At 58.6% G+C, this 26,966-nt stretch carries 23 protein-coding genes and 2 pseudogenes; 13 read left to right on the top strand and 12 right to left on the bottom strand.

The window, feature by feature from the left end; genetic code table 11:
* Positions 1-111 precede the first annotated feature (111 nt).
* Genes ASC90_RS09155 through ASC90_RS09145 form a run of 3 tightly spaced genes read left to right on the top strand, consistent with a single transcriptional unit; the run spans position 112 to position 3,788 of the window.
* Positions 112-855, top strand: coding sequence for an N-formylglutamate amidohydrolase (locus ASC90_RS09155; protein WP_348270864.1), 744 nt, complete (start codon positions 112-114; stop codon positions 853-855).
* Positions 852-2,741 (top strand): flavohemoglobin expression-modulating QEGLA motif protein, encoded by a 1,890-nt coding sequence (locus tag ASC90_RS09150; RefSeq protein ID WP_056538622.1) that lies wholly within the window; start codon positions 852-854, stop codon positions 2,739-2,741. The genes ASC90_RS09155 and ASC90_RS09150 overlap by 4 nt, the downstream gene beginning before the upstream one ends.
* Positions 2,742-3,788, top strand: coding sequence for a glutathione synthetase (locus ASC90_RS09145; protein ID WP_056538619.1), 1,047 nt, complete (start codon positions 2,742-2,744; stop codon positions 3,786-3,788).
* A 429-nt stretch (positions 3,789-4,217) separates the two neighbouring features.
* Here the strand turns inward: ASC90_RS09145 and ASC90_RS09140 are convergent.
* Positions 4,218-4,685 (bottom strand): annotated as a pseudogene (locus tag ASC90_RS09140) (methyltransferase domain-containing protein); the annotation flags it as partial.
* Positions 4,686-4,697: 12 nt separating this feature from the next.
* Between ASC90_RS09140 and ASC90_RS27920 the strand changes: the two are divergent.
* The gene (locus ASC90_RS27920; RefSeq protein ID WP_244480354.1) at positions 4,698-4,997 is read left to right on the top strand and encodes a response regulator; all 300 of its coding nucleotides are present in this window, start codon (positions 4,698-4,700) and stop codon (positions 4,995-4,997) included.
* An 89-nt stretch (positions 4,998-5,086) separates the two neighbouring features.
* On the opposite strand, the gene ASC90_RS09135 is transcribed toward ASC90_RS27920, so the two are convergent.
* From ASC90_RS09135 to ASC90_RS09120, 4 genes are all read right to left on the bottom strand, one after another.
* Positions 5,087-5,605 carry a divalent metal cation transporter gene (locus ASC90_RS09135; protein WP_280138317.1) on the bottom strand — a complete coding sequence of 173 codons (519 nt, stop codon included), beginning with the start codon at positions 5,603-5,605 and terminating at the stop codon, positions 5,087-5,089.
* Between the two features lie 286 nt (positions 5,606-5,891).
* Positions 5,892-6,215, bottom strand: a complete 324-nt coding sequence (locus ASC90_RS09130) for a hypothetical protein (protein ID WP_056538618.1) — start codon at positions 6,213-6,215, stop codon at positions 5,892-5,894.
* Positions 6,216-6,277: 62 nt separating this feature from the next.
* On the bottom strand, positions 6,278-6,775 hold the full coding sequence (locus ASC90_RS09125; protein ID WP_056538616.1) for a DUF892 family protein: 498 nt from the start codon (positions 6,773-6,775) through the stop codon (positions 6,278-6,280).
* A gap of 60 nt (positions 6,776-6,835) precedes the next feature.
* The gene (locus ASC90_RS09120; RefSeq protein ID WP_056538614.1) at positions 6,836-7,750 is read right to left on the bottom strand and encodes a hypothetical protein; all 915 of its coding nucleotides are present in this window, start codon (positions 7,748-7,750) and stop codon (positions 6,836-6,838) included.
* Between the two features lie 583 nt (positions 7,751-8,333).
* Here ASC90_RS09120 and ASC90_RS09115 point away from each other — a divergent pair.
* Positions 8,334-9,338: an ABC transporter substrate-binding protein gene (locus ASC90_RS09115; RefSeq protein WP_056538610.1), complete on the top strand. Its 1,005-nt coding sequence runs from the start codon at positions 8,334-8,336 to the stop codon at positions 9,336-9,338.
* A gap of 6 nt (positions 9,339-9,344) precedes the next feature.
* Here the strand turns inward: ASC90_RS09115 and ASC90_RS09110 are convergent, their stop codons facing one another.
* The 3 genes from ASC90_RS09110 to ASC90_RS09100 form a co-directional block, all read right to left on the bottom strand.
* Entirely contained in the window at positions 9,345-11,111 is a 1,767-nt protein-coding gene (locus tag ASC90_RS09110) for an adenylate/guanylate cyclase domain-containing protein (RefSeq protein WP_056538607.1), read from the bottom strand.
* A 643-nt stretch (positions 11,112-11,754) separates the two neighbouring features.
* Positions 11,755-12,540, bottom strand: a complete 786-nt coding sequence (locus tag ASC90_RS09105; protein ID WP_056538604.1) for a TIM barrel protein — start codon at positions 12,538-12,540, stop codon at positions 11,755-11,757.
* A 379-nt stretch (positions 12,541-12,919) separates the two neighbouring features.
* Positions 12,920-13,921, bottom strand: a complete 1,002-nt coding sequence (locus ASC90_RS09100) for a substrate-binding domain-containing protein (RefSeq protein WP_056538600.1) — start codon at positions 13,919-13,921, stop codon at positions 12,920-12,922.
* Between the two features lie 169 nt (positions 13,922-14,090).
* On the opposite strand from ASC90_RS09100, the gene ASC90_RS09095 reads away from it, so the two are divergent.
* From ASC90_RS09095 to ASC90_RS09060, 8 genes are all read left to right on the top strand, one after another.
* On the top strand, positions 14,091-15,119 hold the full coding sequence (locus ASC90_RS09095; RefSeq protein ID WP_056538598.1) for an ABC transporter substrate-binding protein: 1,029 nt from the start codon (positions 14,091-14,093) through the stop codon (positions 15,117-15,119).
* A gap of 82 nt (positions 15,120-15,201) precedes the next feature.
* Positions 15,202-17,436: an iron ABC transporter permease gene (locus ASC90_RS09090; protein WP_056538730.1), complete on the top strand. Its 2,235-nt coding sequence runs from the start codon at positions 15,202-15,204 to the stop codon at positions 17,434-17,436.
* Positions 17,433-18,497: an ABC transporter ATP-binding protein gene (locus tag ASC90_RS09085; protein ID WP_056538596.1), complete on the top strand. Its 1,065-nt coding sequence runs from the start codon at positions 17,433-17,435 to the stop codon at positions 18,495-18,497. The genes ASC90_RS09090 and ASC90_RS09085 overlap by 4 nt, the downstream gene beginning before the upstream one ends.
* A gap of 39 nt (positions 18,498-18,536) precedes the next feature.
* Positions 18,537-19,337, top strand: a complete 801-nt coding sequence (locus ASC90_RS09080) for an inositol monophosphatase family protein (RefSeq protein WP_056538592.1) — start codon at positions 18,537-18,539, stop codon at positions 19,335-19,337.
* A gap of 199 nt (positions 19,338-19,536) precedes the next feature.
* The gene (gene ugpB, locus ASC90_RS09075; RefSeq protein WP_056538589.1) at positions 19,537-20,844 is read left to right on the top strand and encodes a sn-glycerol-3-phosphate ABC transporter substrate-binding protein UgpB; all 1,308 of its coding nucleotides are present in this window, start codon (positions 19,537-19,539) and stop codon (positions 20,842-20,844) included.
* 68 nt (positions 20,845-20,912) lie between these two features.
* Positions 20,913-21,794 carry a sn-glycerol-3-phosphate ABC transporter permease UgpA gene (gene ugpA, locus ASC90_RS09070; protein WP_056538585.1) on the top strand — a complete coding sequence of 294 codons (882 nt, stop codon included), beginning with the start codon at positions 20,913-20,915 and terminating at the stop codon, positions 21,792-21,794.
* Between the two features lie 8 nt (positions 21,795-21,802).
* Complete coding sequence (ugpE, locus tag ASC90_RS09065; RefSeq protein WP_056538583.1) at positions 21,803-22,651, top strand: sn-glycerol-3-phosphate ABC transporter permease UgpE; 849 nt, start codon at positions 21,803-21,805, stop codon at positions 22,649-22,651.
* Positions 22,651-23,727 carry a sn-glycerol-3-phosphate import ATP-binding protein UgpC gene (locus tag ASC90_RS09060; RefSeq protein WP_056538580.1) on the top strand — a complete coding sequence of 359 codons (1,077 nt, stop codon included), beginning with the start codon at positions 22,651-22,653 and terminating at the stop codon, positions 23,725-23,727. Before ugpE ends, ASC90_RS09060 begins: the two co-directional genes overlap by 1 nt.
* Positions 23,728-24,172: 445 nt before the next feature.
* Here ASC90_RS09060 and ASC90_RS29735 read toward each other — a convergent pair whose 3' ends face one another.
* The 4 genes and pseudogenes from ASC90_RS29735 to ASC90_RS09050 all read right to left on the bottom strand — a co-directional run bounded on the left by ASC90_RS29735 (position 24,173) and on the right by ASC90_RS09050 (position 26,580).
* Positions 24,173-24,310, bottom strand: coding sequence for a hypothetical protein (locus ASC90_RS29735; protein WP_244480358.1), 138 nt, complete (start codon positions 24,308-24,310; stop codon positions 24,173-24,175).
* 94 nt (positions 24,311-24,404) lie between these two features.
* Positions 24,405-24,651: pseudogene (locus ASC90_RS29730) on the bottom strand (restriction endonuclease); the annotation flags it as partial.
* 339 nt (positions 24,652-24,990) lie between these two features.
* Entirely contained in the window at positions 24,991-25,242 is a 252-nt protein-coding gene (locus ASC90_RS29290) for a hypothetical protein (protein ID WP_200950870.1), read from the bottom strand.
* Positions 25,243-25,398: 156 nt separating this feature from the next.
* Positions 25,399-26,580 (bottom strand): Fic family protein, encoded by a 1,182-nt coding sequence (locus tag ASC90_RS09050; protein WP_056538577.1) that lies wholly within the window; start codon positions 26,578-26,580, stop codon positions 25,399-25,401.
* Between the last annotated feature and the right edge of the window lie 386 nt (positions 26,581-26,966).

Below are 26,966 nucleotides of genomic sequence, written 5' to 3'. Positions count from 1 at the left end.
AGTTCGACCATCCATCTCGCTCCATTCAGCGCACTCAATTCAGTCATCAGCGAGCGCGTCGTTTCACCTCCCTCGCTCCATTGGACGTGCCAGAGAGGATATTCACCCATTGTGGCCACGGCGATTCATGAGGGCCATACGGTCCGAGAAAAACTTGCCGATCTGTATGCCTTAGCACCCGACGAACGGCTGCGCGAGGAAGATCCGTTTACGGCCTTTCTGATCGCCGACATAACCAATCAAGTGATCTTTCACCGATCACGCTTCGAGATTGATCTGAACAGAGCGCGTGCAGCCGCAGTCTATACGGGCCCGGATGAGGCGTGGGGACTAAACGTATGGAAAGCGCCCCTATCGTCAGCGGAGCTGGAAACCTCGCTGGCATCCCATGACGATTACTACGAGTTCATGCTATCGATGCTACAAGGCATTGAACGGCGGCATGGACGTTTCATTTTGCTGGATGTCCACAGTTACAACCATCGACGGGGCGGAGCCGATGAGGAGCCGACCGATCAGAAAGACGCCCCCGATATTAACATAGGCACATCGTCTATGAATCGCGATCGGTGGGCCGACGTAGTTGACGGGCTGATCCAACACTTTTCCGGTTTCGATATTAACGGCCAAGCCGTCGATGTCCGTGAGAACGTTGCCTTTCAGGGCAGGGGCGAACAGACCCGCTTTATCCACGAGCACTTTGCCGAGACGGGTTGCGCCATAGCGGTTGAATTCAAAAAGATATTTATGGACGAGTGGACTGGGGAACCCAACTTGGATGTTCTCACGCAGCTCCGCGCGATCGTGGCCACTGCCGAACCGGTGCTGGAACATCTGTTGAGAAACCGCCGATGACGAGTGTGGCGGCAGTTGCTCAGCAGACTGAGGCAGAATGGCTCGATGATGTTGTCAAAACTATCCGCGCGGGAAAGCCTGTGAGGCGGGAGTTGACGGCAGGTGGCACGCTGCACATGGATCGTCCTCTTCCCTTCCTCTGCCTCCATATCGGCAGCCCGGACAAAGAGCCCGTCGCATTGGCGATTGCACAAGCCAATGCATCTTATCTCATTGCAGATAGTGCCCAAGCGGCGGGGGTCGTGATCAACGCACTCGCACCTGTGATGCGTGAGCTGTTCGGCGGCTTTATAGTGGTAGATATTGGTGAACTAGAAGACGACCGGCCGCTTCCCGATGACGCGCCTTTCCTTAGATCCTTCGAGGTGTGCATCTGGGAAACGCCCGGTGCAGGCGCAAATGACGCTGCCAACAGCTTTTCCAAAGCCGTCCTTGAGAGCGAAGCCCGGTTTCGCCGTCCCCGTGTGCAGAAGCAGGCAGCGCCGATCTCGACCAACCTCGCGACAATTGCAGAGGAAACGGGTTGCTCCGCAATCGTTGTGCGCTTCGCCCCGGTATACCGCCAGGCCGATGGCGCAATCTATCCGGAACTCCGCGATCGACTCATCGCCATGATATTCGACGCCAGTCTTCGCGCCTGTGCCTCTTTCATCCAACAACTCCACGTTTTCACGGTACCGACGCATCGTTCCCTCGGCCGCAAGGCCTTTGTCGATGCCGTCTCGCGTGTCGATCGAGCAATCGACGACGTCGCCTCGTCCTTCGATTTTCTGCTGGCCATCACACCAATCAATGCCGACGCGGCTTTCGAGGTGTTCCGAGACGGCAACTGCAGAACTGAGCCGACCTTGCTGTACCGGCCGCTGACCATGCAGGTCGAAACGGCCAAGAAGAAGCTGTTCTCGATTTCGTTCGATCATATGGAAGACCCACTTCTCTACGACCTTTATCGGGAAAAGCAGAGAGAGCTCGATCTGCAATTATCGCTTATCGGTGCGCGGGAGACGGCTCGGTTCATCGAATTGGGACGCGCACTGTATGGCCCCGTAGAGCCTGCTTTGCTCAAAGAGGCAAACACCATTCTGCGGGCGCTCGTCGACGAGCACGCGCAAGGCACCGGCCGGCAAATGCCACTCGCTGACGGCCTGTCTGTTGCAAGAAGCGCCGCCACCATGATCGAGTCTTACCAGCAGCGCCATGTAGATTTCGAAGCAAGCGTGGAACTGCGCGATGACCTGCCCTCCGGGTTGATGGTGACCGGCCCCCGACTTCTTGTCTCGACCCATACGTTGATGGATCAGGCCCGCGTCGAACCCCTGCTCTCGCATGAGATCGGCGTGCATTTGCTGACCTATTTCAACGGATCTTCACAAGGCCTGCGACTTTTTCGGTCTGGCCTGTCGGGTTACGAAGGCATGCAGGAAGGTTTGGCGGTGTTTGCGGAATATCTGGCGGGGGGAATGACATCGGAGCGACTGAAACTGATCGCCGCTCGAGTCGTGGGCTGCGCCCATATGCTGGAGGGGGCGAGTTTTGCGGAAACCTTCTCCCTGCTTCAAAACGACCACGGCTTTACCACTGATGTGGCGTTCAATATCACCCTGCGCCTTTACAGGGGCGGCGGCCTTGCCAAGGACGCAATCTATCTGCGTGGCCTGCTAGAGCTTCTGGGCCACCTTTCGGCAGACGGGGCACTGGATCCGTTCTGGATGGGAAAAATCGCATCTCTTCATTTTGACGTCATGCAGGAATTGGCGTCTCGCGGGCTGCTCCGCCACCCGTCCGTTCGTCCGATATTCCTGGAGATGCCGAGCGGACAAATCGGGCTTGAGCGTGCACGGCTGGGTATGCGTCCACTCGACATGATTCAACAAAGGGAGCCATGAATGCGGATTGCATTTCTAGTAAATTCTATTGCAGGTGAAGCGTCATATTACACCACGACGTCGCTGGCATTGGCAGCAATCGCAAGGGGCCATGACATTTTCTATGTGACTCCCGGCGATTTTGTCCTGCGCCCGGACGATAGCCTCCATGTTCGTGCCGTTATGCCCCCAATTGCAAAACAGAAGAAGGCTGATGCTTTCATTGCCGGTCTCAATGATGCCGGTTTGCCGATAGAAACTATCAACGTCGGCGAGCTGGACGTCCTCTTTCTCCGAAACGATCCTTCGGAGGACGCGGACGACCGACCATGGGCAGCGCATGTCGGCGCCATGTTCGGCAGACTGGCCGTGGAGCGTGGCGTTATCACCGTCAACGATCCCCACGGACTAGCGCGGGCACAGAACAAACTCTATTTTCAGGACTTTCCCGAGGCTATCAGACCGGCGACGCTTATTTCCAGGAGCATTGACGAAATCAGGGCGTTTGTGGCGGATCATAAGCGAGGCGTGATCCTGAAGCCGCTCCAGGGCTCAGGCGGGCGACATGTCTTCAAGGTCGCCTCCAACAAGGAATCGAATCTTAATCAAATCTTCGAGGCAGTCAGCGGCGAAGGCTATTTGATCGCGCAGGGGTACCTTCCCGAGGCGGTCGAGGGCGATATCCGCCTGTTTCTGATGAATGGCCACCCGCTGGAACGTGACGGTGCCTATGCCGCATTCCGCCGGGTGCCGGCGAAAGGTGAGTTGCGATCGAACATGAACGCGGCAGGCACCGCTGCTGCGGTCAAGATCACACCCGAAATTCTTCGCGTTGCCGACATGGTCAGGCCGAAGCTGATTGCCGATGGTATGTTCCTAGTCGGCTTGGATATCGTCGGCGACAAGATCCTCGAAATCAACGTGTTTACGCCTGGAGGCCTGCCAAATATGCTGGAACTCTACGGTGTCGATTTTTCGGCAGACGTGATCGGTGATCTGGAGCGCAAGGTTGCGATCCGCAAGAACTATGGAAACCGGATGGCGAACAATGTGCTGGCAACGTTGTGAAGCCAGCGGATGGCGCGCGACATTGCAACGCCGCACAGTGCCTTCTGCCGCATTACTATTGCAATCGATCGCAGACATCGCGGCGCTGAGTGTGTGCGGCTTCCAACACAAGCCTCCAGGAACCGCGATATAATAGGGGCATTTTCGCGGATTCGGGTCTGCGCAACATCACCGTGAACATCGAGCAGCCCAGCATCCTTCCCTACCGTAGCGCGATGCTGAACATGCATCCATCCGGCGTGCACGACCCCGGACGAGGTGGCGGAACCACCGGCTTCTTCGCCGCCCGCACGAGGCTACATCAACGGCAAGGCGATCAACAGCGCGGAAACCATGATCCTATCCAACTAATTGCGATGATCCTTAATTGCAGGGCGGGTTAGATCATTCGTCTGCGAAAACAGGCGACGGTAGTAACCAGATACTGCGTCATTCCTCTGGTTTCGTCGCGCAGATGGCGAAGCGATCCTGCACCATCCGATCCAGCCCCCGCAGGAACGGCATTTTGCGGGCCTGCGCCCAATGAATGTAGGATAGCTTGCGATCCACGACGATGGTGTCGAAGCCGGCCTTCGTCAGCAGATCGACTACGGCTGCCGCCGGCATGTGGTCGGAGAAATAGACGCGCGGGCGGATATTCTTGACGGGCTGCCATGGCTGGGCTCATGTGGCTGACGGCTTGCTTGCCGGTCACCGTGGACCAGAGCTTCTGCAGGCCCTTGACCCAAGTCTCCTTCCCCATGTTGCCGTCGACGATCAGCACCTTGCCGCCAGGTTTCAGCACGGAAAACCATTCGCGGAAGCCGAGGCCGGGTCGACCCACGTCCAGACGAGGGGTCGGTTGGTAATGGCGTCGTAGCTGTCCTTAGGCTCCATTGTGTTTTCCGCGTCGCCCGAACGCAGCCGACAGTGTCCGTCGAAACCGCGGCAACGGAGGCTCCACAACCACTGCTCATCCTGTTGGTCGCGGATGAGGATCTTATCCTGATGAACACAACCGACATGTTCGAAACGATGGGTCACGTGGTCCTTGAAGCGACCAGCGCGGAGGAGGCACTCACGCTGTTCGACCGGGAACGGGTCGATGTGCTCCTGACGCACCATGGCTTGCCTGGGATGTCGGGCGCGATCTTGCGGTCGCATGTCGCCGCCAGCGGCCAGAATTGGGGATCGTGTTTTGCTCTGGCGCGACTGGTATTCCCGAGGTAGAGGGCGGCGATCTGATCGCTGACGCTGGGCTGCTCGGCAAGCCATATGACGAAGCTGGCTTGGGACGAGCTTTGGAGCAGTTCCGAAAGCTAGCTCGGCGCGAATGCCAGCGAAGGTGTCAAGCTCGATGCGGCTGAGTTCCCTCGGGCTTGGCGGGGCGCGTCCTCCAGCGGTTTGGCGTCGTCCTTCCGATCGATCTCCTCGACTTTCTGACTGGACTGCCAGAAAAACAGGTACGGACTGATCGTTGTTCGGAGGATCGCGACGATGACGGTGAAACTGTTGCCATCGAGCCGAGAACGTAGCCAGACGAACCCTTTCAATGCCGCGATCCAGTCGATCTTCGCCACGAACAGGACGGCCACGTAGGCGAAGAGCACCAGCGTCAGCCACTTCAGCAAGTTGGCGTAGCGCTCGCAGGGCACGAACATCTGCACGACCAGAGACAGCATCGCAACCGAAATGGCGATCGGCAGGCTCGGACTTCCGATGGCAAGCTCCCCAGATGCGCCCATCGCCGCGAGGTTGGCGCCGATATTGATGCGGTTGGCGATGAAGAGCAGGCAGACGAGAGACGTGACCAGCGCCTTTGGCCCGATCGCTCCCACGTTGACCGCAAGGTTTGAAGCCTGTGACCCGGCCGATCCTGGCGCTGACCAGCTGGATGGCAGACATCAGCGGATAGGTCAGGAGCATCGTCCAGAGCATATTGAAACCGACCTTGGCGCCCGCCTGCGAACGTCGCAATACCGCTTGGATCGTTATCGGCCGCATCCGTGATCAGGCCGGGGCCAAGCTTTTTCAGAACCGATCCTGACGTCGGCGTCGCCGATGACGGGAACCCCCGGACCAGGCGGTGGAGCGTCGACCGGTGTGCTCATTTCCGCTCCGTCCTTAGCGTGTGGCGCCAAGGATCCAGGCGATCGCGGCCGTCGCGGCCACTGCCGTCAAAGGGTTCGCCTTGATCCAGCCGCGAATGCTGTCGCCGGCACTCCCCGCAGGGCGGCTCTCGCCGGGAGCTGCTTTTACCCGCTCGGCTTCCTCCACGCTGGTGCGCCCCGTGGGAACGGAAGTGATGGTGTGCGAGACAGGATCGGAGGCGGGGAAGGTGTCCTCCAATCCCTTGTCAAGATCGCCTTTTTCTTCGCGGTCCCGCTGGCGAGCTTTATCCAATTCGTATGACTGCACTGCTGGCGATGATTTGGGGTCGATGGGCATGGAGCTCTCCAGGAAATCGAGCCGGAGAGGGATCCTCCCTCTCCGGGGCGAATTGGTTGAAGTCAGCCTTCGGCTTTCTGGTTTACCACCGATGTGGCGATGCCGGTCAGCGCGATGTCGGTCGCCTGTTCTTCGTCCAAGGTCGTCTGCAGCAACTTCGCTGCGTCCTTGAGGCCAAGCTCCAGCGCCCAGGTGCGCAAGGTACCATAGCGGGACATCTCGTAGTGCTCGACGGCCTGGGCCGCGGCAAGCAGACCAGCGTCGAGAGCCGGCGAGCCTTCGTACTCTTCCCGGATTTCGTCGCCTTCGTCAGTGATGCCGAGAATGGCGTCGCAGGTTTTGGCTTCGGGCTTCTTGCCGATGATCTTAAAAACCTGTTCGAGACGTTCGACATGGACCTTGGTCTGGCCAAGATGCTTTTCGAAGGCGGTCTTCAGCTCTTTGCTGTTGGCAGCCTTGTGCAGCTTGGGAAGGGTTTCGACAATCTTGTTCTCTGCGAAGTAGACGTCCTTCAGCGTGTCGTGAAACAGCTCGTCAAGAGTTTTGATAGCTTTGGCCATGGTGGCGCTCCGATGTTGCGAGGGAAAAAAGAAACCCGCCCTCTTGGGGCAGGCGGAGAGTCAATTGAGGTGGCGGACGGAAGTTTCCGTGGCACGGAGATTGTGCTTGGTGCCGAAGACCCCGCCGAACCATGCGGCGATCGCACCGATCACCAAAGCGATGAAGCCGAGTATGGCCCCGGCGGAGACGGCTTTCGTCGCGGTCTGGGCCGCTTCAAGCGCCTGAGCCTGGGCCGCTGCCACCTTGTCGTTATAGGACTTGATATATTGATCGACCTGCGTGCGCGCCTGATCGACCGGGATGTTCTGAGCTTTGGCGATCGCATCGGCAGCACGATTACGAGCATCGTCGGCTTTCGCCCTGTCCCCGGTGACCGCGGCCTTGACAGCGGAAACCGCAGCGTTGCGCAGTGCCTCCGGATCGTTGCCGCCCGAAGCGTCGCGGATCTGCTGTTCGATGCCGGCAAACGGATTGGTGGAATTGGCAACGGCAGGCGCCGCCGCTGTGACAGCCGTAGCTGCCGTGCTGCCGACGCCGCCAACGATGCTCGACAGACCACTGAATGCGCCGCCAACGAGAGCACCGACCGAGGTGGTCAGCAGGTAAAGAATGACGAGCGTCGTTACGGCCCATGTGGTAAGGCCCTGATAGCCGCCGGTGGAGTTGCTCGGACGGCCGGACAGGCGGCTGGCGATATAACCGCCGACGAAGGATGCGATCAAACCGGCGACGACGAACCACAAACCCCCAGCAATCGAAAAGGTGCTGGCATCGGGATTATCGTATTTGGCCGGATCGATGACCGCAGCACCGATGCCGACGCCGAGGAGATTCAGAAGAAACTGAGCGGCAAGTCCGACAAAGACGCCGGCGAAGATCGCTCCCCATGAGACTTTGTAAAGCGATGCGGTCGACCCCGCGTCGATGCCGTATGCGACATCGCGCGAGAAATGAGTGGAGACAGGTTCGGTCATGGTCGGCCCCTAGGTTCACGAGATGGCTGTTCACGGGTTCGTGAATGTGCCGATAACGCCAAATACGCCTCCGAGTTCCCTGCCCTACTCATCAGGCCGAAAATAGAAGCGCTCAGTCCATATCCTTTCCGGAAGGCGTTGCGGATCACGGCCCATTTCAACAAAGGTTCTGGTGTGCACAACGCTGCGCCTGGTTGTTCTTCGCTCTCATCCTGCTGGCAGGAATTTCGGACGCGACGTTTTTCACTGGCGCAAGAAATACGCCCGCCTGAGCTTCGGAGACGAGGCGTCTTCGCGCGCTCGAATCCTTTCGCCGGTCGCCAACTCGTCGTGCGTCGGCGTCGAGGTTAGCTCGGCCACCTCAGCGAGCTGTTCCTCACGGCACCGTTTGAACGGCAGCATGGTCTCAAAGGCTTACGAATGCCGGGCGACTCTTTCGCGCCCTCTTGCCGTGCGGCCACCTCCTGATAGTATGGGAGGAGGCTTGGAGGTGATGTCTAAGTTCACGAACGTGTGCGCAGTCGCGTCGAGGCCGTGACCCGCCAAAGGCACTCATCGCCCATTCAGGTCTGGAGGCAAATCCATGAAGCAGGGTGCGGGGATCGGGCGTCGGGCGCTGGTCGGGGCGATGGCCGGTGCACTTCTTGTCCTCCCATTCCAGGATGCGCTGCCGGCCGGCACCGCCAATCTGCCGGTGATCGCGTTCTTCAGAAGTTCGCCTGCTGGACCGTTCGCTTCCCTTGTAGAGGCCTTCCGGAAGGGGGTGGCCGAAGAGGGGCTGGCCGAGGGCGAGACTGTCGTGATCGAATATCGCTGGGCCAACAACAAGCCGGAACTGCTGCCGCAGATCGCTGCGGAACTGGTGTCTGCCCGAGTCTCCGTGATCGTGGGCAACAGCGTCGCAGTCGAAGCGGCGCGGGCGGCTACATCCGACATTCCCATCGTTTTCGTGTCGGCCGACGATCCGGTCAAAGCGGGCCTCGTCGATAATCTTGCCCGGCCGAGCGCCAATTTGACGGGTGTCACGTTCTTCGGCGGCGGCGAACTTGCGGGTAAGCGAACCGAAATTCTGATGGAACTGGCGCCTGCCGCCGTCGATGTCGCCTTGCTGATCGATACGAAATATCCCGGGTTCGAAGCAAATCGCGCCAAGGCCGAGTCGGCAATAACCTCGATTGGACGGCGGCTGATTGTTGCAGAAGTCAGTGGCGTCGAGGAACTTGAAGCCGCCTTCGACCGGATGTCCGCCGCCGGAGCCGATGCCGTCGTTGTCGGCGGTAGCCCCTTCCTGACGAGCCAGCGATCTACGATCGTCGAACTCGCGGCCAAGCACAAGCTTCCCACCATCTATGATCAGAAGGACTATGTGATCGACGGCGGTCTAGTCAGCTACGCCTCAAGTTTCTCAGAGGCCTATCGTCAGGCGGGGGTCTATGCCGCGCGCATGGTCAAAGGTGCGGCTGCGTCTGAATTACCGGTCATCCAGCCGACCGTCTTTGAACTTGCGGTCAACCTTTCCACAGCCAAAGCGCTCGGAATAGAAGTGCCCCGCTCCATTTTATTGCGGGCGGACGAAGTGATTGAATAAGTCGACCTATTGGCACACCCGTCCTTCTTTCATCTTAATGGCAAATACGCGGGTGTCTGCCTCGAACCCCTTCAACAGGCGCTTTCCAAGGTCATCCAGTGGAGTTGCAGGTCCGATCTGCCGTGCGGTGGCAGCGTCGATGAGGATTTGCCCGTCTTTCGCCGCGGAGCAAAGGCGTGACGCCAGATTGACCACGGGTCCGATAGCCGTGTATTCGAGCCGCCCTTCATAGCCGATCCGCCCTACCGTCGCGGCACCGGCTGCCATCCCCATCCCGAACCCAATGCTATAGCCCACAGAAGTCCAGCGGAAGACGAGTTCCTGAACCGCCTCCTGCATATCCATCGCCATGCGTGCTGCACGCCCCACCGGATCGTCGCACGGTACCGGCGCATTTAGCAGCAACATGAAACCATCGCCAGAAAAGCCGGTTTGCGTAGCTTCGTGCTTCTGCACCAGCCGACCGAGCACGGTGAAGAACTCTTCCAGCACCGCCATGATTTCGCCCGGCTCCGTTTTCTCCGAGAAGGCTGTAAAATTGCGCAGGTCCCCGAACACAACCACGACATCAGCCTGCTTGCTTTCCAGCAGTTTCTCGGATCCCTCGATCTCGATCAACTCCGCCACTTGCGGCGCAAGAAACTGCCTCAGCCGGGCGATACGCTCCGAACGCTCTTTCGAAAGCGCGATTTCGTCGGCCATTGTGTTAAATCGTTCCGCCAGTTCCTCAAGTTCATCGCCGCTGTCGATGCGAACGCGATGATCGAACTGTCCCGCACCGATCTTCGTGGCGCCCTGCTCCAAAAGGCGGATGGGACCGGTGATTCTGCCCGCAAGCACGTATGCGAGTCCCGCCGACACCCCGATCCCTGCGATCAGGAGGATGCCGGTCCGCCACAACGCGGCGTATATGGGAGCGAACGCCTCCGATAGGGGTTGCTCGACATACACGGTCCAATTCGGTCCGGGAACGATGGCGCTGCCGGCGATCACCCACGCCCCACTATCGCCGCGCCGTACAATTACCGGGTCCGATCGGACCGGCGCCTGTGCTAGATCGTCGGCCACAGCCTGCCGCGCGGGGGCTGCCATAAGGTCTCCCGGGTCCTCGCCACGAAGCACCCGAACAATTTCGGGGTGGGCGATCAGCCGCCCCATGCTGTCGCGGACATGGGCGTGGCCCTTCTGGCCGACCCTGATGTTGGCGATCACGCTCCAGATCAGCTTCAGGTTGACTTCCGCGAGCGCCACGCCGGTGTTATGCTTCTCGCCGCCAATCGCGATAGCCATATAGGGCTCCGATCCTCGCGAAAAATGGACCGGCCCGAACCGGCTGCCGTTCTCCATTAACGCCTGAAAGCTGGCTTCACTCGACAGATCGCGCCCGCTGTCAACGACATCCGGCACGACACGGGAGACGCGCAGAAGCTCTTTGCCCTGGCGGTCCGCCTGCGCGAACTCCGTGATGGCGGGCGCTTGGCGCAACAAGCGCAAGGCGTCGAACCGCCGTTCTTCAGGGCTCACAGAGGCGACGGGCAACTGGACGGCCCATCCCATCTGGTCAATGATTGAGTTCAGGAAGCTGCTTATGCGTTCCGACGATGCGCGCGCCTCCGACAAGAGCCTCGAATCAATGGAGGCGCGCTGGTCGCGATACCCAAGCCAGGCCTCGATCGTTCCACCGACAATGATGGGCAACAGGACTGCAGCAAAAATCGTCGTGAAGTATTTCGTGAATAAGCTACGCCTCAATGGTCCGGTAGCTGGTGTCACTGCGGATCGCCCATGCCTGGTGGCTTTCTGAAACGCGGTTCCCGGACGATCCGGATTGAATATGTGAGGCTTTCAGCCGCTGCAGGACGGGAGCAATTAATTGTGACCCTGTCCGTTCGACAGAAAGCATCGCTACCGCCTCCGCGCCACGGCCGCTGCGTATCTCTGCACTTTCAAGTTGATCCAGAATTGCGCGACGGTCAATGCGTACAATTCGACAGGCAGACGTATTGGAGCGGCAGCCCGCCATGACCTGGCGCGGTGGCTCCGCAGAGTTCGACTAGACGTCATGCTCGCAGCCGGGACTAGAAGCACCGCGCTCGCTGGAGGCTTGGCCGTTGTCACCGGCCGCAACTGCCGCATTGAGCGTCGATCCGCTTGGGCGGAGCACGGGCTTGTCTTTCGTTCGCTATCAGGCTGTGTCGAAAGCATCCCCAGTGACCGATGAGACGGCGCGAAGCTATTCTTGAACGGTGCCAAACCGCAGAACTGGGCAAGCCCCTACACCTTGAAGGGATATGAACCTAGCCTCGGCAATTATTTAGACGCCCGCTGGGGCGTATTCAGATTTATGGAACCATCCGCCATTCGTGTCGCGTCCAACCTTCTAATCCAACCCTTCTTCCTAAAATCGAAGATCAAACTAGAACAAAGTAAACGCGGTCCGGAAGGCCTGAAGTGCGGCATCGGGATCGCCCTTGGCGTAGGCCTCCATTCCGACTGGGCCGCGATATCCCATTTCATAAAGCGCGCTAGCAATTGCCGGGTAGTTGATTTCGCCCGTGCCCGGCTCGCAGCGCCCGGGCACGTCAGCCACCTGCACTTCGCCGATCCATGGTAAGCAGGCGCGGCAGGTTTCAATGAGGTTACCTTCGCCAATCTGCACATGATAAAGGTCCAGATTAAGCTTCAGGTGGGGAAGGTTGACGGATGAAACCAGCGCCAACGTGTCTGCCGCGCGGCCGAACGGCGTGCCCGGATGGTCGACCGGCAGGTTCAGGTTTTCCAGCGTGAAGACGACATCCTCCTCCTCTGCCATTTCCGCAATACGGGCAAGAGTGTCGCGAGCTTTCAACCACATGCTGCCGGTAACTACTTCAGCAGGCCGTGCCGGCAGGCCGCCCTCACCCAGCCCCGTACCGTGCAGATTCAACCGAGCAACCCCGAGGCGCTTTCCGACATGGGCGGTCTCGCGAGCGGAACGCAGAAGTTCTTCGGCGCCTTCGTCATCTGCCAGTCGCCCTGTGAGATAGCCGTTCATGATAGAGAAAGTCGCTCCCGACCGTTCAAGAGCGCCGAGGTCATGATCAGGCCAGTTCCAGAGACCTACCTGAAACCCCATTTCGGCAAGGCGGGCGGCGCGCCACTCGATCGGGCGATCCTGCCAGAGCATTTCCGCGCAGGCGGCAAGGATGAGGGGCTGTTCCATTTTAGTCCCTGTATGGATTAACGTTGGTGTTGATGAAGTCTGACCCGGGCGGGCCAGGTGATGCGGTAATTCAGAGTTCAATCCGCATGCCGTTCGACATCGCCATGGTGTGAATGATCCTCTCGATCTCTAGCCCTTGAGCAATCAGGTCCGGTGTTCGGCCCCCCCGCAATGGGCGATAAAAGATCGCGCGCCTCGATCGTTAGCCGAACGGCAGCACAACAGCCACTTGGGAACATGTCCACCTTGTTCGGACATCTGGATGCGAGGCCATCTACGGCAGCGTCAACAATCATTGGCGGCAATAGGCCTGCAGATTGCGTGTTGCTCTCGTATCGCGCGAGGCACTTCGCCTGCCATAGACTCCCGGACCGGAGCTTTAGCCTCCCCTTATCGATCCTCGCCAGACAAGATTGGCATGCAGTTGTATTCGAGTGGGCTGCTGCGGTCGGTTATCCTCTAGCCATCTGACAGCTTCGTTGGCGATAACGTCAACGGGTTGGGCAAAGGTCGTCAAATCATACGATGTCCAGGATGCCTGCTCAATATCGTCAAATCCGGCCACGCACAGTTGATCCGGAATTGAGATGGAGAACTGACGCCTTGCAGCGTCCATAAAACCACAGGCTAGGAGATCGGTGGCACAGAACACGGCATCAGGCCGGTCCTGGCGTGTCAAAAGGCGCTGTGCAAGGACCTGCCCGGCTCCATAGCCGGTCCATCCATACCGCTCGACGATCGCCTCAAGTCCCAAACGTTTCGCGGCATCGACAAACCCATGCTCACGGGCCATCAGACTTGGCGTTCCAGCCTGCGAGTTCGCAAATGCGAGTCTACGGCAGCCGGCACGTGCAAAGGCGGTCACGACCCGAGCTGCTGCCTCATAGTCGTCAAGATTGATCCGAAGCGGCCCTGCCTGATCGTCGTCGCGATTGATAAGCACCAGCCGTTGGCCGTTTTTCAGACATAGCTGCGTGATGGATTTGTCCGGTAGTCCTGACATGATGATCGAAGCATCCGCACGGTATCGAATGGCTTGCTTCAGCGCACGATCGACACTGCCATCGGAGCGATCCGTATTCACGAGCATCGCCACTTTGCCAACATTTTGAAGCTTCTGCGTGAGCATGCTCAAAAGCGCCGATCGGTACGGCGTCGCCACCTCGGATACGATCAGGCAGACAATTCCGCTCTCGTTGCGCATCAGGCCGCGAGCCAGGTGATTGACTTGATACCCAAGTGCTTCCGCGGCTTCCATCACGCGTCGCCTGGTTTCAGGTGCCACACTGGCGCCAGGCGTGAACGTTCGTGACACGGCCGAGCGAGACACCCCTGCCCTCTCGGCCACTTCCTGCGCACTGATATAAAGTTTGCTTGTCACAGCCCATCCTCCCGCACGGAATACTGCACACAATTGCAATCGCGTGCAACAGAGATTGTTTGGCTGACTAGAGAAGTCAGGTTGACAGCGCAAAGGTCTTGATGCAGCATTTGCACACGCTTGCAAAAGCGATCAGCGTGGAGGCGCTGCTACACATAGGAGGATGTCAATGCGTTTTGGAACAGTTACTGCGGCTGCGCTCGCGGCTGGCGTTTCGTTTGTCGCCTACTCGGCCCATGCGGCCGGCGACCTCAACATGATTTGTTCGGCAGACTCGCAGGTATGCGATCTGATGAAGGGCCTGTTCGAAAAGCAGTCCGACATCAAGGTCAACATGGTGCGCCTGTCTGCCGGCGAGACCTATGCGAAGATCAGAGCCGAGGCACGCAACCCGAAGACCGACATCTGGTGGGCGGGAACCGGTGACCCCCATCTACAGGCCGCTGCCGAGAACCTCACACAGGAGTACAAGTCTCCGCTGTTCGACCAGCTGCAGGACTGGGCCCAGAAACAGGCCGAGAGCTCCGGATACAAGACTGTTGGCGTCTACGCCGGGGCGCTTGGCTGGGGTTACAATACCGATCTCTTGAAGAGCAAGGGCCTGAAGGAGCCGAAATGCTGGGCCGACCTTCTGGACACGTCCTACAAGGGTGAGATCCAGATCGCCAATCCGAACTCGTCGGGCACCTCCTACAACACGCTCGCGACGCTGGTGCAGATCATGGGAGAGGACAAAGCTTTCGATTACCTCGGCAAGCTCAACGCTAATATCTCCCAGTACACCAAATCCGGCTCGGCACCGGTGAAGGCCGCCGCGCGCGGCGAGGCAACGATCGGTGTCGTCTTCATGCATGATGCCGTTGCCCAGACGGTCGAGGGCTTCCCGATCAAGGCTGTCGCACCGTGCGAGGGAACCGGCTACGAGATCGGCTCGATGTCGATCGTCAAGGGCGCCAAGAACCTCGACAATGCCAAGAAGTGGTACGACTGGGCACTCAGTGCCGACGCGCAATCGCACATGAAGGATGCCAAGTCCTTCCAGCTGCCATCGAACAAATCGGCCGCCATTCCCAAGGAAGCGCCGAAGTTCGAGGACATCAAGCTGATCGACTATGACTTCAAGAAGTTTGGTGACCCTGACGTGCGCAAGTCGCTGCTCAGCCACTGGGACAAGGAAATCGGCGCCAAGGCGAACTGATCGCCTGGCTTGCGACCTCATGCAGCCGGCTGGACACTGCCGGCTGCAGGATTCCACGCAGATATAACGGATGCTGATCGCCATGCCCAATCGCAACCGCCGACTGGACCTTGCTCTATTGGTAGGCTTGGTCGCCCTGCTCGTCCTGCCCTGGTACCGGATCGACGGCGGCTTTTATGGCTTCGGCTGGCTGTCAGGCTTTCCATCCGATCCGGCAAGCGCTCCCGCCATTCTGGAAATCCTGCAGCATGGCAAGTGGTGGCTGTCGCTAAGCTTCATCTTCGTGGCCCTTGCCGTGATCGCGCGCTTCATCTCAAGCCCGATGGCACGCGGCGGCCTGCTTGCCTTTGCCGGCGCGGTCGGTTTCCTGTTTCTGTGCCTTCAGGGATTGGCGATTACCTTCAGCGGCTGGAGCTGGACGATCAGCGAGACCATGTTCGGTGCGCTTCCGGACGGCCAGCCGTCGATGGGAGCCGGGGCCATCCTGCTCGGCATCGTCTTCGTGCTGATGTTCGCCTTCGGGCTGGCCGAGCGCGGGGCGATGAAGGGCGATGCATTCGTGGTTGCGTCGATCACCCTGCTTGTCGTTCTGGTCTCGATCTTCGTCTTCTATCCCGTCGCCAGCATGTTTGTCGGTGCCTTTCAGAGTTTTGATGGTTCGTTCAGTCCGGACGGTTTCCTGACCAACATTCAGGACCCATCCGTCTGGAGCCTGAGTTGCCTCGCCGGCGGTGAGCGCTGCGGCGTCGCCTGGCGCACCCTGTTTCTCGCGATTATGACGGCGGGTGGCTCAACATTGCTCGGCTTATGCTTTGCGCTTGTCGCAACCAGAACCCGCTTCCCGTTCAAGAAGGGTCTGCGCCTTCTGACCATCCTGCCGATCATTACCCCGCCTTTTGTCGTCGGACTGGCGCTGACCCTGCTGTTCGGGCGTGCTGGCGTTGTCACCCAGGGATTGTCGTCGCTGTTTGGCATCGAGCCTGGACGCTGGCTCTATGGCCTGACCGGTATCTGGATTGCGCAGGTGCTTTCGTTTACCCCGATCTCCTTTCTGGTGCTGATCGGTGTTGTCGAGGGCGTCAGCCCGTCGATGGAGGAAGCATCGCAGACCCTGCGCGCAGACCGCTGGCGGACGTTTTGGCGCGTGTCTCTGCCGCTGATGAAGCCCGGCCTCGCCAACGCCTTTCTGATCGGCTTCATCGAGAGCATGGCGGATTTCGGTAATCCAATGGTGTTGGGTGGAAGTCATGGCGTGCTCTCGACCGAGATCTTCTTTGCCGTCGTCGGCTCGCAGAACGACCCGTCACGCGCAGCAACACTCGCGATGATCTTGCTGGCCTTCACGCTCTCGGCCTTCATCGCACAACGCTTCTGGCTATCTGGCAAGAGCTTTGCCACAGTGACCGGAAAGGGCGACTCCGGCGCGCATATCGCCCTGCCACGCGGCCTATCGATCGCCGTCCATGCACTTGTCATTCCGTGGATGGTCTTCACCGTCGTTGTGTACGCGATGATCCTGTTCGGCGGCTTCGTTCGGACCTGGGGTCTCGACAACACTTTGACGCTCGAACACTACATCAGCGCGTTCTCGGTGGGTTGGCGCGATGACGGCGGTATCGCCTGGACGGGCGTCGCCTGGAACTCCTTCTGGACAACGATGGAAATCGCGCTGATCTCGGCACCCCTAACCGCAGCCGTTGGCCTTCTGACCGCCTACCTCATCGTCCGCCAGCGGTTTGCCGGCCGCAACCTGTTCGAATTCGCGCTGATGATGAGCTTTGCCATTCCTGGCACGGTAATCGGCATCAGCTACATCATGGCCTTCAATCTGCCGCCGCTGGAAATGACCGGCACGGCCCTCATTCTGGTTGCCTGCTTCGTCTTCCGCAACATGCCGGTTGGTGTCAGAGGGGGCGTGGCGGCGATGAGCCAGCTGGACAAGAGCCTTGACGAAGCCTCGCTGACACTGCGGGCCGACAGCTTCCGCACGCTGCGCAAGGTGATCCTGCCGCTCCTGCGACCGGCGATCACCGCGGCGCTGGTTTATTCCTTCGTGCGCGCCATCACCTCGATCAGCGCCGTGATCTTCCTGGTCAGCGCCCAGTATAACATGTCGACGGCCTATATCGTCGGCCTCGTCGAAAACGGCGAGTACGGCGTGGCCATTGCCTACTCCTCTGTCCTCATCGTGGTGATGATCGCGGTCATCGCCGGCTTCCAGCTGCTGGTCGGCGAGCGCCGTCTGCGCCGCGAAAACCGCGTCGCCATTCCCACCACGCTTAACGCAGCGCCTATCGCCCAGGAGAAAACCGCATGAGCAAGAAGCTTTCCGGCTCTGTCGTCTTTGAAAGCGTCTCCAAGACCTTTGGCGCCTTCACGGCCATTCCCGACCTGTCGCTGACGATCGAGCCCGGCACCTTGGTCACCCTGCTCGGCCCGTCCGGATGCGGTAAGACCACGACGCTGCGCATGCTGGCCGGGCTGGAGCATCCTACCTCCGGGCGCATCCTGATCGGCGGCAAGGACGTTACCATGCTGCCGGCCAACGAGCGTGATGTCTCGATGGTGTTTCAGTCCTATGCGCTGTTCCCGCATATGACCGCGCTGGACAATGTTGCCTACGGTTTGGAATCCTCAGGGCTGAAGAAGAGGGAAGCCCGCGAGCGAGCTGAAGAGGGCCTGACGCTGGTCGGCTTGTCCGGGATGGGAAAGCGGCTGCCGGCCGAAATGTCGGGCGGCCAGCAGCAGCGCGTCGCCGTGGCTCGCGCCTTGGTGCTCGAGCCGCAAGTTCTGTTGCTCGACGAGCCCCTGTCCAATCTGGATGCTCGCCTTCGCCGGCGTGTGCGCACCGAAATCCGCGAATTGCAGCAGCGGCTCGGCTTCACCGCCGTTTACGTCACCCATGACCAGGACGAGGCGCTCGCCGTCTCGGACCGCATCATCGTGATGAAGGACGGCGAGATCGCCCAGGCCGGCGCACCGCGCGACCTCTACGATCTGCCGGCGTCTGCCTTCATCGCCGACTTCATGGGCGAGGCCAATGTTGTCAACTGCGATGTGACCGAGGTTGCCGACGGCACGGCGCTGGTGAACGTTCAGGGGCTGGTGCACCGGGTGAAAGGGCTCGATCTTCGTCTCGGCTCCGCCCAACTGGCAGTCCGCCCCAACGCCATCACCCTGGATCCTCAAGGCCATGAAAGTGCCTTCACCGGTCAAATCACCCACTCGGCCTATCTCGGCGATCACGTCGAATATGAAGTCAAGACGAGCCAAGGGACGCTGTTTGTCATAGATCCTTCGGTGGATCATGCGCTGGCACCGGCAACTGAAGTCGGCATCGGCTTCAAGGAACGTGGCGTCGCCGTTATTCGCAGCTGACCGGCATCGACCTAGAACGACAATTGAAGGATATAATCTATGGAATTGCAGCTGCGCTCCGGCATTGAGTCACGCCATAAGATCGCCGAGGAAGTTGCCCGGGAAGCCGGTGCGCTTGCCCTCGACTACTACAACAAGCGTGAAGCCCTCGTCATCGAGACCAAGAGAGATGCGCAGGATGTCGTCTCGATCGCTGACCGGGAGGTGGAGCAGCTGATCCGCGGCCGCTTCCATGCAACCTTCCCTAAGGACGGTGTTCTCGGGGAGGAATATGGTCTCGAGCCCGGCACCTCTGGCTTCACCTGGGTGGTCGATCCGATCGACGGGACCAGCCCGTTTGTCAACGGCATGCCCAACTGGTGCGTCTCGATCGGTCTGCTGTACGACGGCCAGCCCGTTGTTGGTGTGATCGCAGCCCCCTGCCACGATGAGCTCTACTCGGCAGCATCCGGCTACGGCGCGACATTGAACGGCAAGCCGCTTGTCATCGACCCGGCGCGGACGATCCGCGACGCCGTGACGGGCATCGGCGCCAACAACTATGTCACGCCCGCCTTTGTCGGCAAGATGGTCGAGGAGCTGTTGCAGGCAGGTGGGAATTTTATCCGCAACGGCTCCGGCGCGCTGATGCTGGCTTACGTGGCGGCAGGCCGGCTCGTCGGCTATTACGAGCCCTATATGCACGCCTGGGACTGCATGGCAGGATACTGCCTGGTCAGAGAGGCTGGCGGCTGGCATCACCCGTTCCCCACAGAAGGTGAGCGTTTGACCAAGGGATCGCCAGTGCTGGCTGCAGCGCCCGGCGCGATCGACGATCTCAGAAAAATTGCCGGTGTATAGCCGGCGTACCAACAGTGCCAATCTGACCTCGACAGACGGGCTGAAGGCGCTATCTTGAATTGAACACGTTTGCAGCCGCGTCACTTTCGTTTGCGTCTGCTGATGTCTTTCGAACAACCCGCTCGTGATCGAGGAGGATCGCAAGCGGGGGATTGAGACCGGTTCATCCGGCTTAACACCGCTCAGGGAGGAGCAATCTATGTCCGTCCGCAGTCTTTCTGTATCCGCACTCGCGGCTGTTGCCTCGTTCACCATGGCCTCGCACGCGCTTGCAGCCACGGAACTTCAATGGTGGCACGCCATGGCTGGCGCCAACAACGAGGTGGTCAACCAGCTTGCCAAGGAGTTCAACGAGAGCCAGAGCGACTACACCATCGTTCCTGTTTTCAAGGGCACCTACCCCGAAGCTCTAAACGCGGGCATTGCCGCCTTTCGCGCCAAACAGCCACCGGCCATTTTGCAGGTGTTCGACGCCGGCAGCGGCGTGATGATGGGCGCCGAAGGCGCGATCATGCCGGCAGCTGAGGTTCTGAAGAAGGGCGGCTTCACCTTCGACAAGTCGGAATATCTCGCCGGCATCGTCGCCTACTATTCCAAGCCGGACGGCACGATGTTATCGTTCCCTTACAACTCCTCGTCGCCGATCCTCTACTACAACAAGGACATCTTCAAAAAGGCGGGTCTGGATGCTGACAAGCCCCCGAAAACCTGGCCCGAAGTTTTTGATGCCGCCAAGAAGATCAAGGCGAGCGGCGCTGCGCCCTGCGGACTGACGTCCACCTGGCTGACCTGGATCCAGACCGAGAATCTGGCGGCCTGGAACAACGTGTCATATGGCTCCAACGAGAACGGACTCGGCGGCAGCGATGTGACGCTGGCTTTTAACTCACCGCTGTTCGTCCAGCATTTCCAGTCGATTGCCGATCTCGCCAAGGATGGGACCTTCCGCTATGGCGGCCGCACCTCCGAGGCGAAACAGTTGTTCACCTCCGGCGAATGCGCGATCATGACAGAATCCTCAGGCGGCCTCGGCGATATCGTCAAGTCGGGGATGAATTATGGCATTGGCCAGCTGCCTTACTATGAGGGTCATGGTCCGCAGAATACCATTCCGGGCGGTGCAAGCCTTTGGGTCTTCGCCGGTAAGAGCGATGAAGAATACAAGGGCATCGCGCAATTCTACCATTTCCTGTCGCAGACCAAAATCCAGTCCCGGCTGCATCAAGTCTCCGGCTACATGCCGGTCACGATGGCGGCTTACGAAGAGACCAAGAAATCTGGTTTTTACGACAAGAACCCGGGTCGCGAGACGCCAATTCTCCAAATGATGGGCAAGGCACCGACAGAAAATTCCAAGGGCGTGCGCCTCGTTAACCTACCGCAGGTTCGTGACATCATGAATGAGGAATTCGAAGCGATGCTGGCCGGCAAGCAGGATGCTAAGGCAGCGCTTGATAAGGCGGTGGAGCGCGGCAACGAAGCTATTAAGCAAGCTCTCGGTCAGTGATGCAATGACGCAGTCCCGCCCGCGGCCCGATCGCCGCGGGCGTTACCTCCTCTTGCAAGGACCTTGCCGTGCAACAAGCAGCCTTTCCAAACAAGATCCTCCCGTATTGCCTGGTCGCCCCGCAACTGATTCTGACTGTGGTGTTCTTCTTCTGGCCGGCCAGCCAGGCGCTGTTTCAATCGACGCAGCGCCAAGATCCGTTCGGGCTAAAGAGCGGGTTTGTCGGTCTTGCCAATTTCAAGCAGGTGCTATCGGACCCGAACTATCTGAATTCGCTTCAGGTCACAGCGGTCTTCAGTGCGTCAACCGCCCTGCTTTCCATGGCGGTGGCGCTGGCGCTGGCGACAGCCGCCGATAAGGTGGTGCGCGGACAGACTTTTTACCGCACATTGCTGATATGGCCCTATGCTGTGGCGCCGGCGGTAGCCGGCATGCTGTGGCTCTTCATGTTCAATCCGGCCATGGGTACATTCGCCTACATTCTGCGTCGGAACGGCCTTATGTGGGATCCGTTGCTGAATGGAAACCAGGCCATGGGCCTGATCATCATCGCGGCCGCCTGGAAGCAGATCAGCTACAATTTCCTGTTCTTCGTGGCCGGCCTGCAGGCTATCCCGAAATCACTGATCGAAGCGGCAGCGATCGACGGCGCTCGCGGCAGCCGTCGATTCTGGACGATCGTCTTTCCGTTGCTAGCGCCGACCACGTTCTTCCTGTTGGTCGTCAACACGGTCTACGCCTTCTTCGACACATTCGGCATCATCCATTCCGTCACAGGCGGCGGCCCCGCGAAGGCAACGGAAACTCTGGTCTACAAGGTCTACAATGACGGCTTCGTCAATCTCGACCTCGGCTCTTCTGCCGCGCAATCGGTCATCCTGATGATCATCGTGATTGCGCTCACCGCGTTCCAGTTCCGCTTCGTCGAGAAGCGCGTGCACTATGGTTGAGGTCAGCCATGATTGAGAAACGTCCCGTCGCCGGGCTCATCGGCCATTTGATGCTGATCATAGGCATCATCATCGTCGCCTTCCCGATCTACTATACGTTCGTGGCCTCGACCATGACGTCGGCGCAGATCATTCGGCCGCCAATCTCTTTGCTGCCCGGCGGGCATTTCGCCGAGAACTACGGCGATGCGCTATCGGGCGGCGTCGAGCGCGTGGTCGGCGTCAGCCTCGAGCGCCTGCTGTTCAACACCCTCGTCGTGGCAGTCGTCATCGCCGTCGGCAAGATCGTCATCTCGTTTCTGTCGGCCTTTGCGATCGTCTTCTTCCGCTTTCCGCTTCGCATGGTGTTCTTCTGGATGATCTTCGTGACGTTGATGCTGCCGGTCGAAGTGCGCATCCTGCCGACTTACAAGGTGATCGTCGATCTCGGCCTGATCGATACCTATGCCGGGCTGACGCTGCCGCTAATGGCCTCTGCGACCGCTACCTTCTTGTTCCGGCAATTCTTCCTGACAATCCCGGGTGAACTCGTAGAAGCGGCACGCATCGACAATGCCGGGCCGTTCCGCTTCATGCGCGATATCCTTCTGCCGCTATCGCGCACCAATATCGCCGCGCTTTTCGTGATCCTCTTTATCTACGGCTGGACGCAATATCTGTGGCCGCTCCTCGTTACCAACGACGCCAAGATGAACACCATCATTATCGGCCTGCGCAAGATGGTGGATTTCGCCGATGCGGCAACGCCGTGGAATTTCGTCATGGTGACGGCGATACTCGCCATCATCCCCCCCATCGTCGTCGTGGTGCTGATGCAGCGCTGGTTTGTCAAAGGTCTCGTGGAGACGGAGAAGTAATGGCCAGAATCAATCTCAAGGACGTTCGAAAGACTTATGGCGGCGGTTTGGAAGTCATCAAGGGCGTCTCGCTCGATATCGCCGATGGCGAACTCGTAGTGCTTGTCGGCCCATCTGGCTGCGGCAAGTCCACGTTGTTGCGGATGATCGCTGGACTGGAGAGCATTTCGTCCGGGCAGATTTCCATTGCCGAGCGCGTTGTTAATGATCTGGAGCCATCCGAGCGCGACATTGCCATGGTGTTCCAGAATTATGCGCTCTACCCGCATATGACGGTGCGGCAAAACCTCTCTTACGGCCTGAAGAATCGCAACACGCCTGCTGACGAAATCGAGCGGCGGATTCATAAGGCCGCCAATGCGCTCGAAATCGAGCCGTTTCTGGAGCGAAAGCCGAGACAGCTCTCGGGTGGACAGCGCCAGCGCGTTGCCATGGGTCGCGCCATCGTCCGTGAACCCGCCGCCTTTCTGTTCGATGAACCACTTTCAAATCTGGATGCGAAGCTGCGCGTACAGATGCGCGTCGAGATCAAACGCCTGCAGCGTGCATTGAACACGACGAGCGTCTACGTCACCCACGACCAGATGGAGGCGATGACATTGGCCGACCGGCTCGTGGTTTTGAACGGCGGCCGGATCGAGCAAATCGGTACACCAATCGAGCTTTACGAAAAGCCCGCGACAACCTTTGTGGCCACGTTCATTGGGTCTCCCTCCATGAACCTTTTCTCCTTCGAGAAAGATGGTTTTATCGACAGGGACAGCTCCGTGATCCCGCCGGGCACCAAAACGATTGGCATCCGGCCCGAAGACCTGCAAATCGCTGACAGAGGTGATGGAGGTGCTGTTCGAATGGAGGTCCGCGTAAGTGCAGTCGAATTGGTCGGTGCTGAAAGCTATGTTCATGCGCTTCGTGCCGATGGAACACCACTGATCTTTCGCGTGCCTGGCCGATCACAAATCCGCCTTGACGAATTGTTGGTCGTCGTGGCGGACCCGCGAGCCCTTCACCACTTCGATGAAAGCAACCAACGCATTGCGGACCAAGGAGCGTCGGCAACGACACGACGTGTGTGACGGATAACCAGTCAAATTGGGCGTAGGCTCGGCAAGTAGCTCGTTCTTTCGTGGCATTCGACGACCAACGTGAGCGCCGTCTGGTCGCGAAAATTGGTCTTTGCGCCGCGCTCCCGATACCAGCCCCGGTCGCGATGACGTGATCCACCGGGCGGTGCTGAGGAAGGGAAGTTCGTCGAACGGAACATTATATCAACCGCCCTGGCAACCTGTCTCACAACAGGATTTTGGCAGCCTGCTCCCACTCGGCTGACGAGGCGAGAAAGGTTTAGGACGTCGGCCATAACGGAGGCAGCTCTGCGTCATTGCCTACTACATTAGAGGTGCTCTGAGTTTCACCAGAGAAAGAGACAGCCCTATTGAACACGGAAGCGAGATCGGCCTTTGGCGAATGCCTGCCAAGACTGCGGTGGACCCGAAGGACGATCAGACCACAGCGCGTTGTTCATTTTGAAGGTACCGGGCTGCTCATGTCGCCCTCTTCGCATGACAGATAGCCCTTGAAATCTTTGATGCGGTCTTGCGTAAGGCCTTCGAGACACGAATTCTGAACGAAAGGATACACACTCCCCTGTGCAACCATCGAGCTTGAAAAGCTGCACTTGCCATCTCTGAACGCGACCCAGGCATGCTGCAGTCACAAGCTTTGTGGTGTCTGCATCATCCTGTAGTCTCGAAAAATCGAGATAGCTGCCGGGTTCGATCAGAGCCAGATACATTCCAGGCGCTTCGGGATCTGGAATGACTCTTACCAGCGCGAAATATCCGCGCGTCGCCGCCACTTTTCGCGGCTCGTAATAAATGATCCAGTCCCCCAACGCAGGCTTGGACGCGACCGAGATACTGGCTCGGAAACTGATATTGCTCAGCCGGGCTGTCGTCGTAGATCGAATCTGTGCGGTGAATGAAAACCCCGAATCCCATACTCGATCTCTACCATGGTGACCGCGTTTCAAACCAGCGAGAACGGTCACTATGCATGCCCTCAAGCTCGTCGTGTTACGCGCGTTATTCGACTGATCAACAAAACACCGCCTCGATCGAAACCCAACTCGACTGGAAAACTGGAAAACTTCGCTTGATAAGCTGGATTCGAGTAAAATCGGTGGTGCCATTCTCGCGACCCAACCAATCTGCGATCAAGTCGTGCAGCATCCAAGGAGATGGTGCACTTAGAGCGATCTCATTCTCGTCGATTTGGATGAAGTGGCACCACTCTTCTTCATCGGATGACCACTCGCCGATTATTTCGCCGTCGACAAGTTACACATCTCCGCTGAACGCTCGGTTGTGATAGCCCAACATAATTACTCCATGACGAACCATTCCTCCTGCATCAGTCATGTCGCATATGGCTCGAAACTGCGCGCTCACAGCTTCAACGCTGGGACCGGCAATCATGCCAATCTCGAAGATCTTGTATAACAAGGTCCCGTTGTATTGATCTATTTTTTCGCTGGCCGCGATTTGGCAAGACATCTCGCCGTGCCTTTCAGTTTCAATAGGCATTGCCACTAAGGACCCCTCCGCTTGGTCGAACACATAATCAAACCAACTCGCAGCATGAACACGTGCCGGGAGGAGACAACGTCTTCCTCATTCAGCTACCGTTGAGACACCTTGCGATATCTCAGGTCTTTATGAAGAGCGAACTTTTGGCCAATTTATTTCTCACGAACTGAGGGGCAAGGGATCGGTGCCTTCGCTCAGAATTGCAAGATATCGTCGGTAGCTGAACACGCGGCCACGCTTGCGGCCGGTCACCTCGTCAACTATGCCCAAACGCTCCAGATCAGCAAGTGCGGCATTAACCGTTGGCGCGGACAGACCTGTGATCTGAACAATCTGGTTCGCCGTGTGAAAAGGGTTCTGCTGGAAAAATTCGTGAATGCGAAGGGCCGACCCCGCTCTATCACTCTCCATCGTGATCCGTTCCCGATCTTCCTTGAAAAGATCGGCGATCTGGGTCGCAGCCTCAAACGCTTGATTGGCGGTATCGGCGACGCCGGTCAGGAAAAAGTCCAGCCAAGCTTCCCAGTTCCCATTTTCGCGAACCTCTTGCAACAACCGATAATATTCTCTTCGATGGGACTTCAGATAGAGGCTGAGGTATAGCAGCGGCTTTCGCAAAACGCCGTTCATGCAAAGATATAGGGTTACAAGCAGGCGGCCGATACGGCCATTGCCATCGAGAAACGGATGGATCGTTTCAAACTGCACATGCAGCAGGCCAGCTTTGATGAGTGCCGGCAACCGAGATTGGTCGTCATGCATGAAGCGCTCGAACGCATCTAGACAAGCGGCCATTTCAGTGACGGGTGGCGGCACGAAAAGTGCGTTGCCGGGGCGCGTGCCGCCAATCCAATTTTGCGAGCGGCGAAACTTTCCGGGATCCTTGGTGCCTCCTCGCCCACTGTGCAGGAGCCTGGCGTGCATCTCACGAATTAGACGCAACGACATGGGGAGCGTTTCCAGCCGCTCCAAACCATACATCATGGCGTCAACATAGTTGGAGACTTCACGGATATCATCAACCGGCTGCCCCTTCCGAGCTTCGGTCTCAAACCGCAAGAGATCGGAAAGCGTCGACTGCGTGCCTTCAATCTGCGAGGAAAGAACAGCCTCCTTCCTCACATACATATAAAGAAACAGCTCTTGTTGCGGCAGCAGAATTGTGATGCCATCCAAGCGTCCCAGCGCGCGCTCTGCTAGGCTGAGGCGCTCCAGCAATGAAAGTACATCAATCGCCGGCTCGGGCGGCAATGGTGGAGGCACGAACGCCCGCACTGTTTCACTGGCAGCGATCGTCTCGACGAAACGACCCAAGCGATGTTTGGATTGGGAATCAGACATAACCCAGTATCAATCCCGCCCCTTATTTAAGCAAGGAGCGTTTCATTTAATTAAACCCCGGACTTAGATAAGCGCGCTTAATTAACGCGCGGACATTGAACTCCTGAGCACCGAACCAGGATGATTTGCGTAAGGGCACAAACGCGATGACCAGGCAGCATTCAAAGTGCTACGCCGGATACATCCTTTCTTAAAGCTCGCCTCATATTCCCGCTCGCCCTCAGCATTAACGCTGAGAGAAACGGAATGAGCATGACCCAAGACAACGTTTCATCGCGTCATTTTCAGCGTAACCGCCCGATTGCTACCGCGTAGATTTGGCTTTGATGCGAGCGACGAGCAGCTCGTTGTCAACAAAGCTGTCTAGGAAGTCGTTCCATTCTTGG

The organism is Rhizobium sp. Root1220, from assembly GCF_001426265.1.
Taxonomy (GTDB): domain Bacteria; phylum Pseudomonadota; class Alphaproteobacteria; order Rhizobiales; family Rhizobiaceae; genus Rhizobium.
Note: the sequence above shows the minus strand (reverse complement) of the source record. Positions and strands in the feature narration are given on the sequence as shown.

What these genes read in the sequence shown, in the direction of transcription:
- ASC90_RS09150 (WP_056538622.1), top strand. Translation starts at nt 852, where the DNA reads ATGACGAGTGTGGCGGCAGTTGCTCAGCAGACTGAGGCAGAATGGCTC.
- ASC90_RS09145 (WP_056538619.1), top strand. Translation starts at nt 2,742, where the DNA reads ATGCGGATTGCATTTCTAGTAAATTCTATTGCAGGTGAAGCGTCATAT.
- ASC90_RS09130 (WP_056538618.1), bottom strand. Translation starts at nt 6,215, where the DNA reads ATGCCCATCGACCCCAAATCATCGCCAGCAGTGCAGTCATACGAATTG.
- ASC90_RS09125 (WP_056538616.1), bottom strand. Translation starts at nt 6,775, where the DNA reads ATGGCCAAAGCTATCAAAACTCTTGACGAGCTGTTTCACGACACGCTG.
- ASC90_RS09120 (WP_056538614.1), bottom strand. Translation starts at nt 7,750, where the DNA reads ATGACCGAACCTGTCTCCACTCATTTCTCGCGCGATGTCGCATACGGC.
- ASC90_RS09115 (WP_056538610.1), top strand. Translation starts at nt 8,334, where the DNA reads ATGAAGCAGGGTGCGGGGATCGGGCGTCGGGCGCTGGTCGGGGCGATG.
- ASC90_RS09105 (WP_056538604.1), bottom strand. Translation starts at nt 12,540, where the DNA reads ATGGAACAGCCCCTCATCCTTGCCGCCTGCGCGGAAATGCTCTGGCAG.
- ASC90_RS09095 (WP_056538598.1), top strand. Translation starts at nt 14,091, where the DNA reads ATGCGTTTTGGAACAGTTACTGCGGCTGCGCTCGCGGCTGGCGTTTCG.
- ASC90_RS09090 (WP_056538730.1), top strand. Translation starts at nt 15,202, where the DNA reads ATGCCCAATCGCAACCGCCGACTGGACCTTGCTCTATTGGTAGGCTTG.
- ASC90_RS09085 (WP_056538596.1), top strand. Translation starts at nt 17,433, where the DNA reads ATGAGCAAGAAGCTTTCCGGCTCTGTCGTCTTTGAAAGCGTCTCCAAG.
- ASC90_RS09080 (WP_056538592.1), top strand. Translation starts at nt 18,537, where the DNA reads ATGGAATTGCAGCTGCGCTCCGGCATTGAGTCACGCCATAAGATCGCC.
- ugpB (WP_056538589.1), top strand. Translation starts at nt 19,537, where the DNA reads ATGTCCGTCCGCAGTCTTTCTGTATCCGCACTCGCGGCTGTTGCCTCG.
- ugpE (WP_056538583.1), top strand. Translation starts at nt 21,803, where the DNA reads ATGATTGAGAAACGTCCCGTCGCCGGGCTCATCGGCCATTTGATGCTG.
- ASC90_RS09060 (WP_056538580.1), top strand. Translation starts at nt 22,651, where the DNA reads ATGGCCAGAATCAATCTCAAGGACGTTCGAAAGACTTATGGCGGCGGT.
- ASC90_RS29735 (WP_244480358.1), bottom strand. Translation starts at nt 24,310, where the DNA reads ATGGTTGCACAGGGGAGTGTGTATCCTTTCGTTCAGAATTCGTGTCTC.
- ASC90_RS09050 (WP_056538577.1), bottom strand. Translation starts at nt 26,580, where the DNA reads ATGTCTGATTCCCAATCCAAACATCGCTTGGGTCGTTTCGTCGAGACG.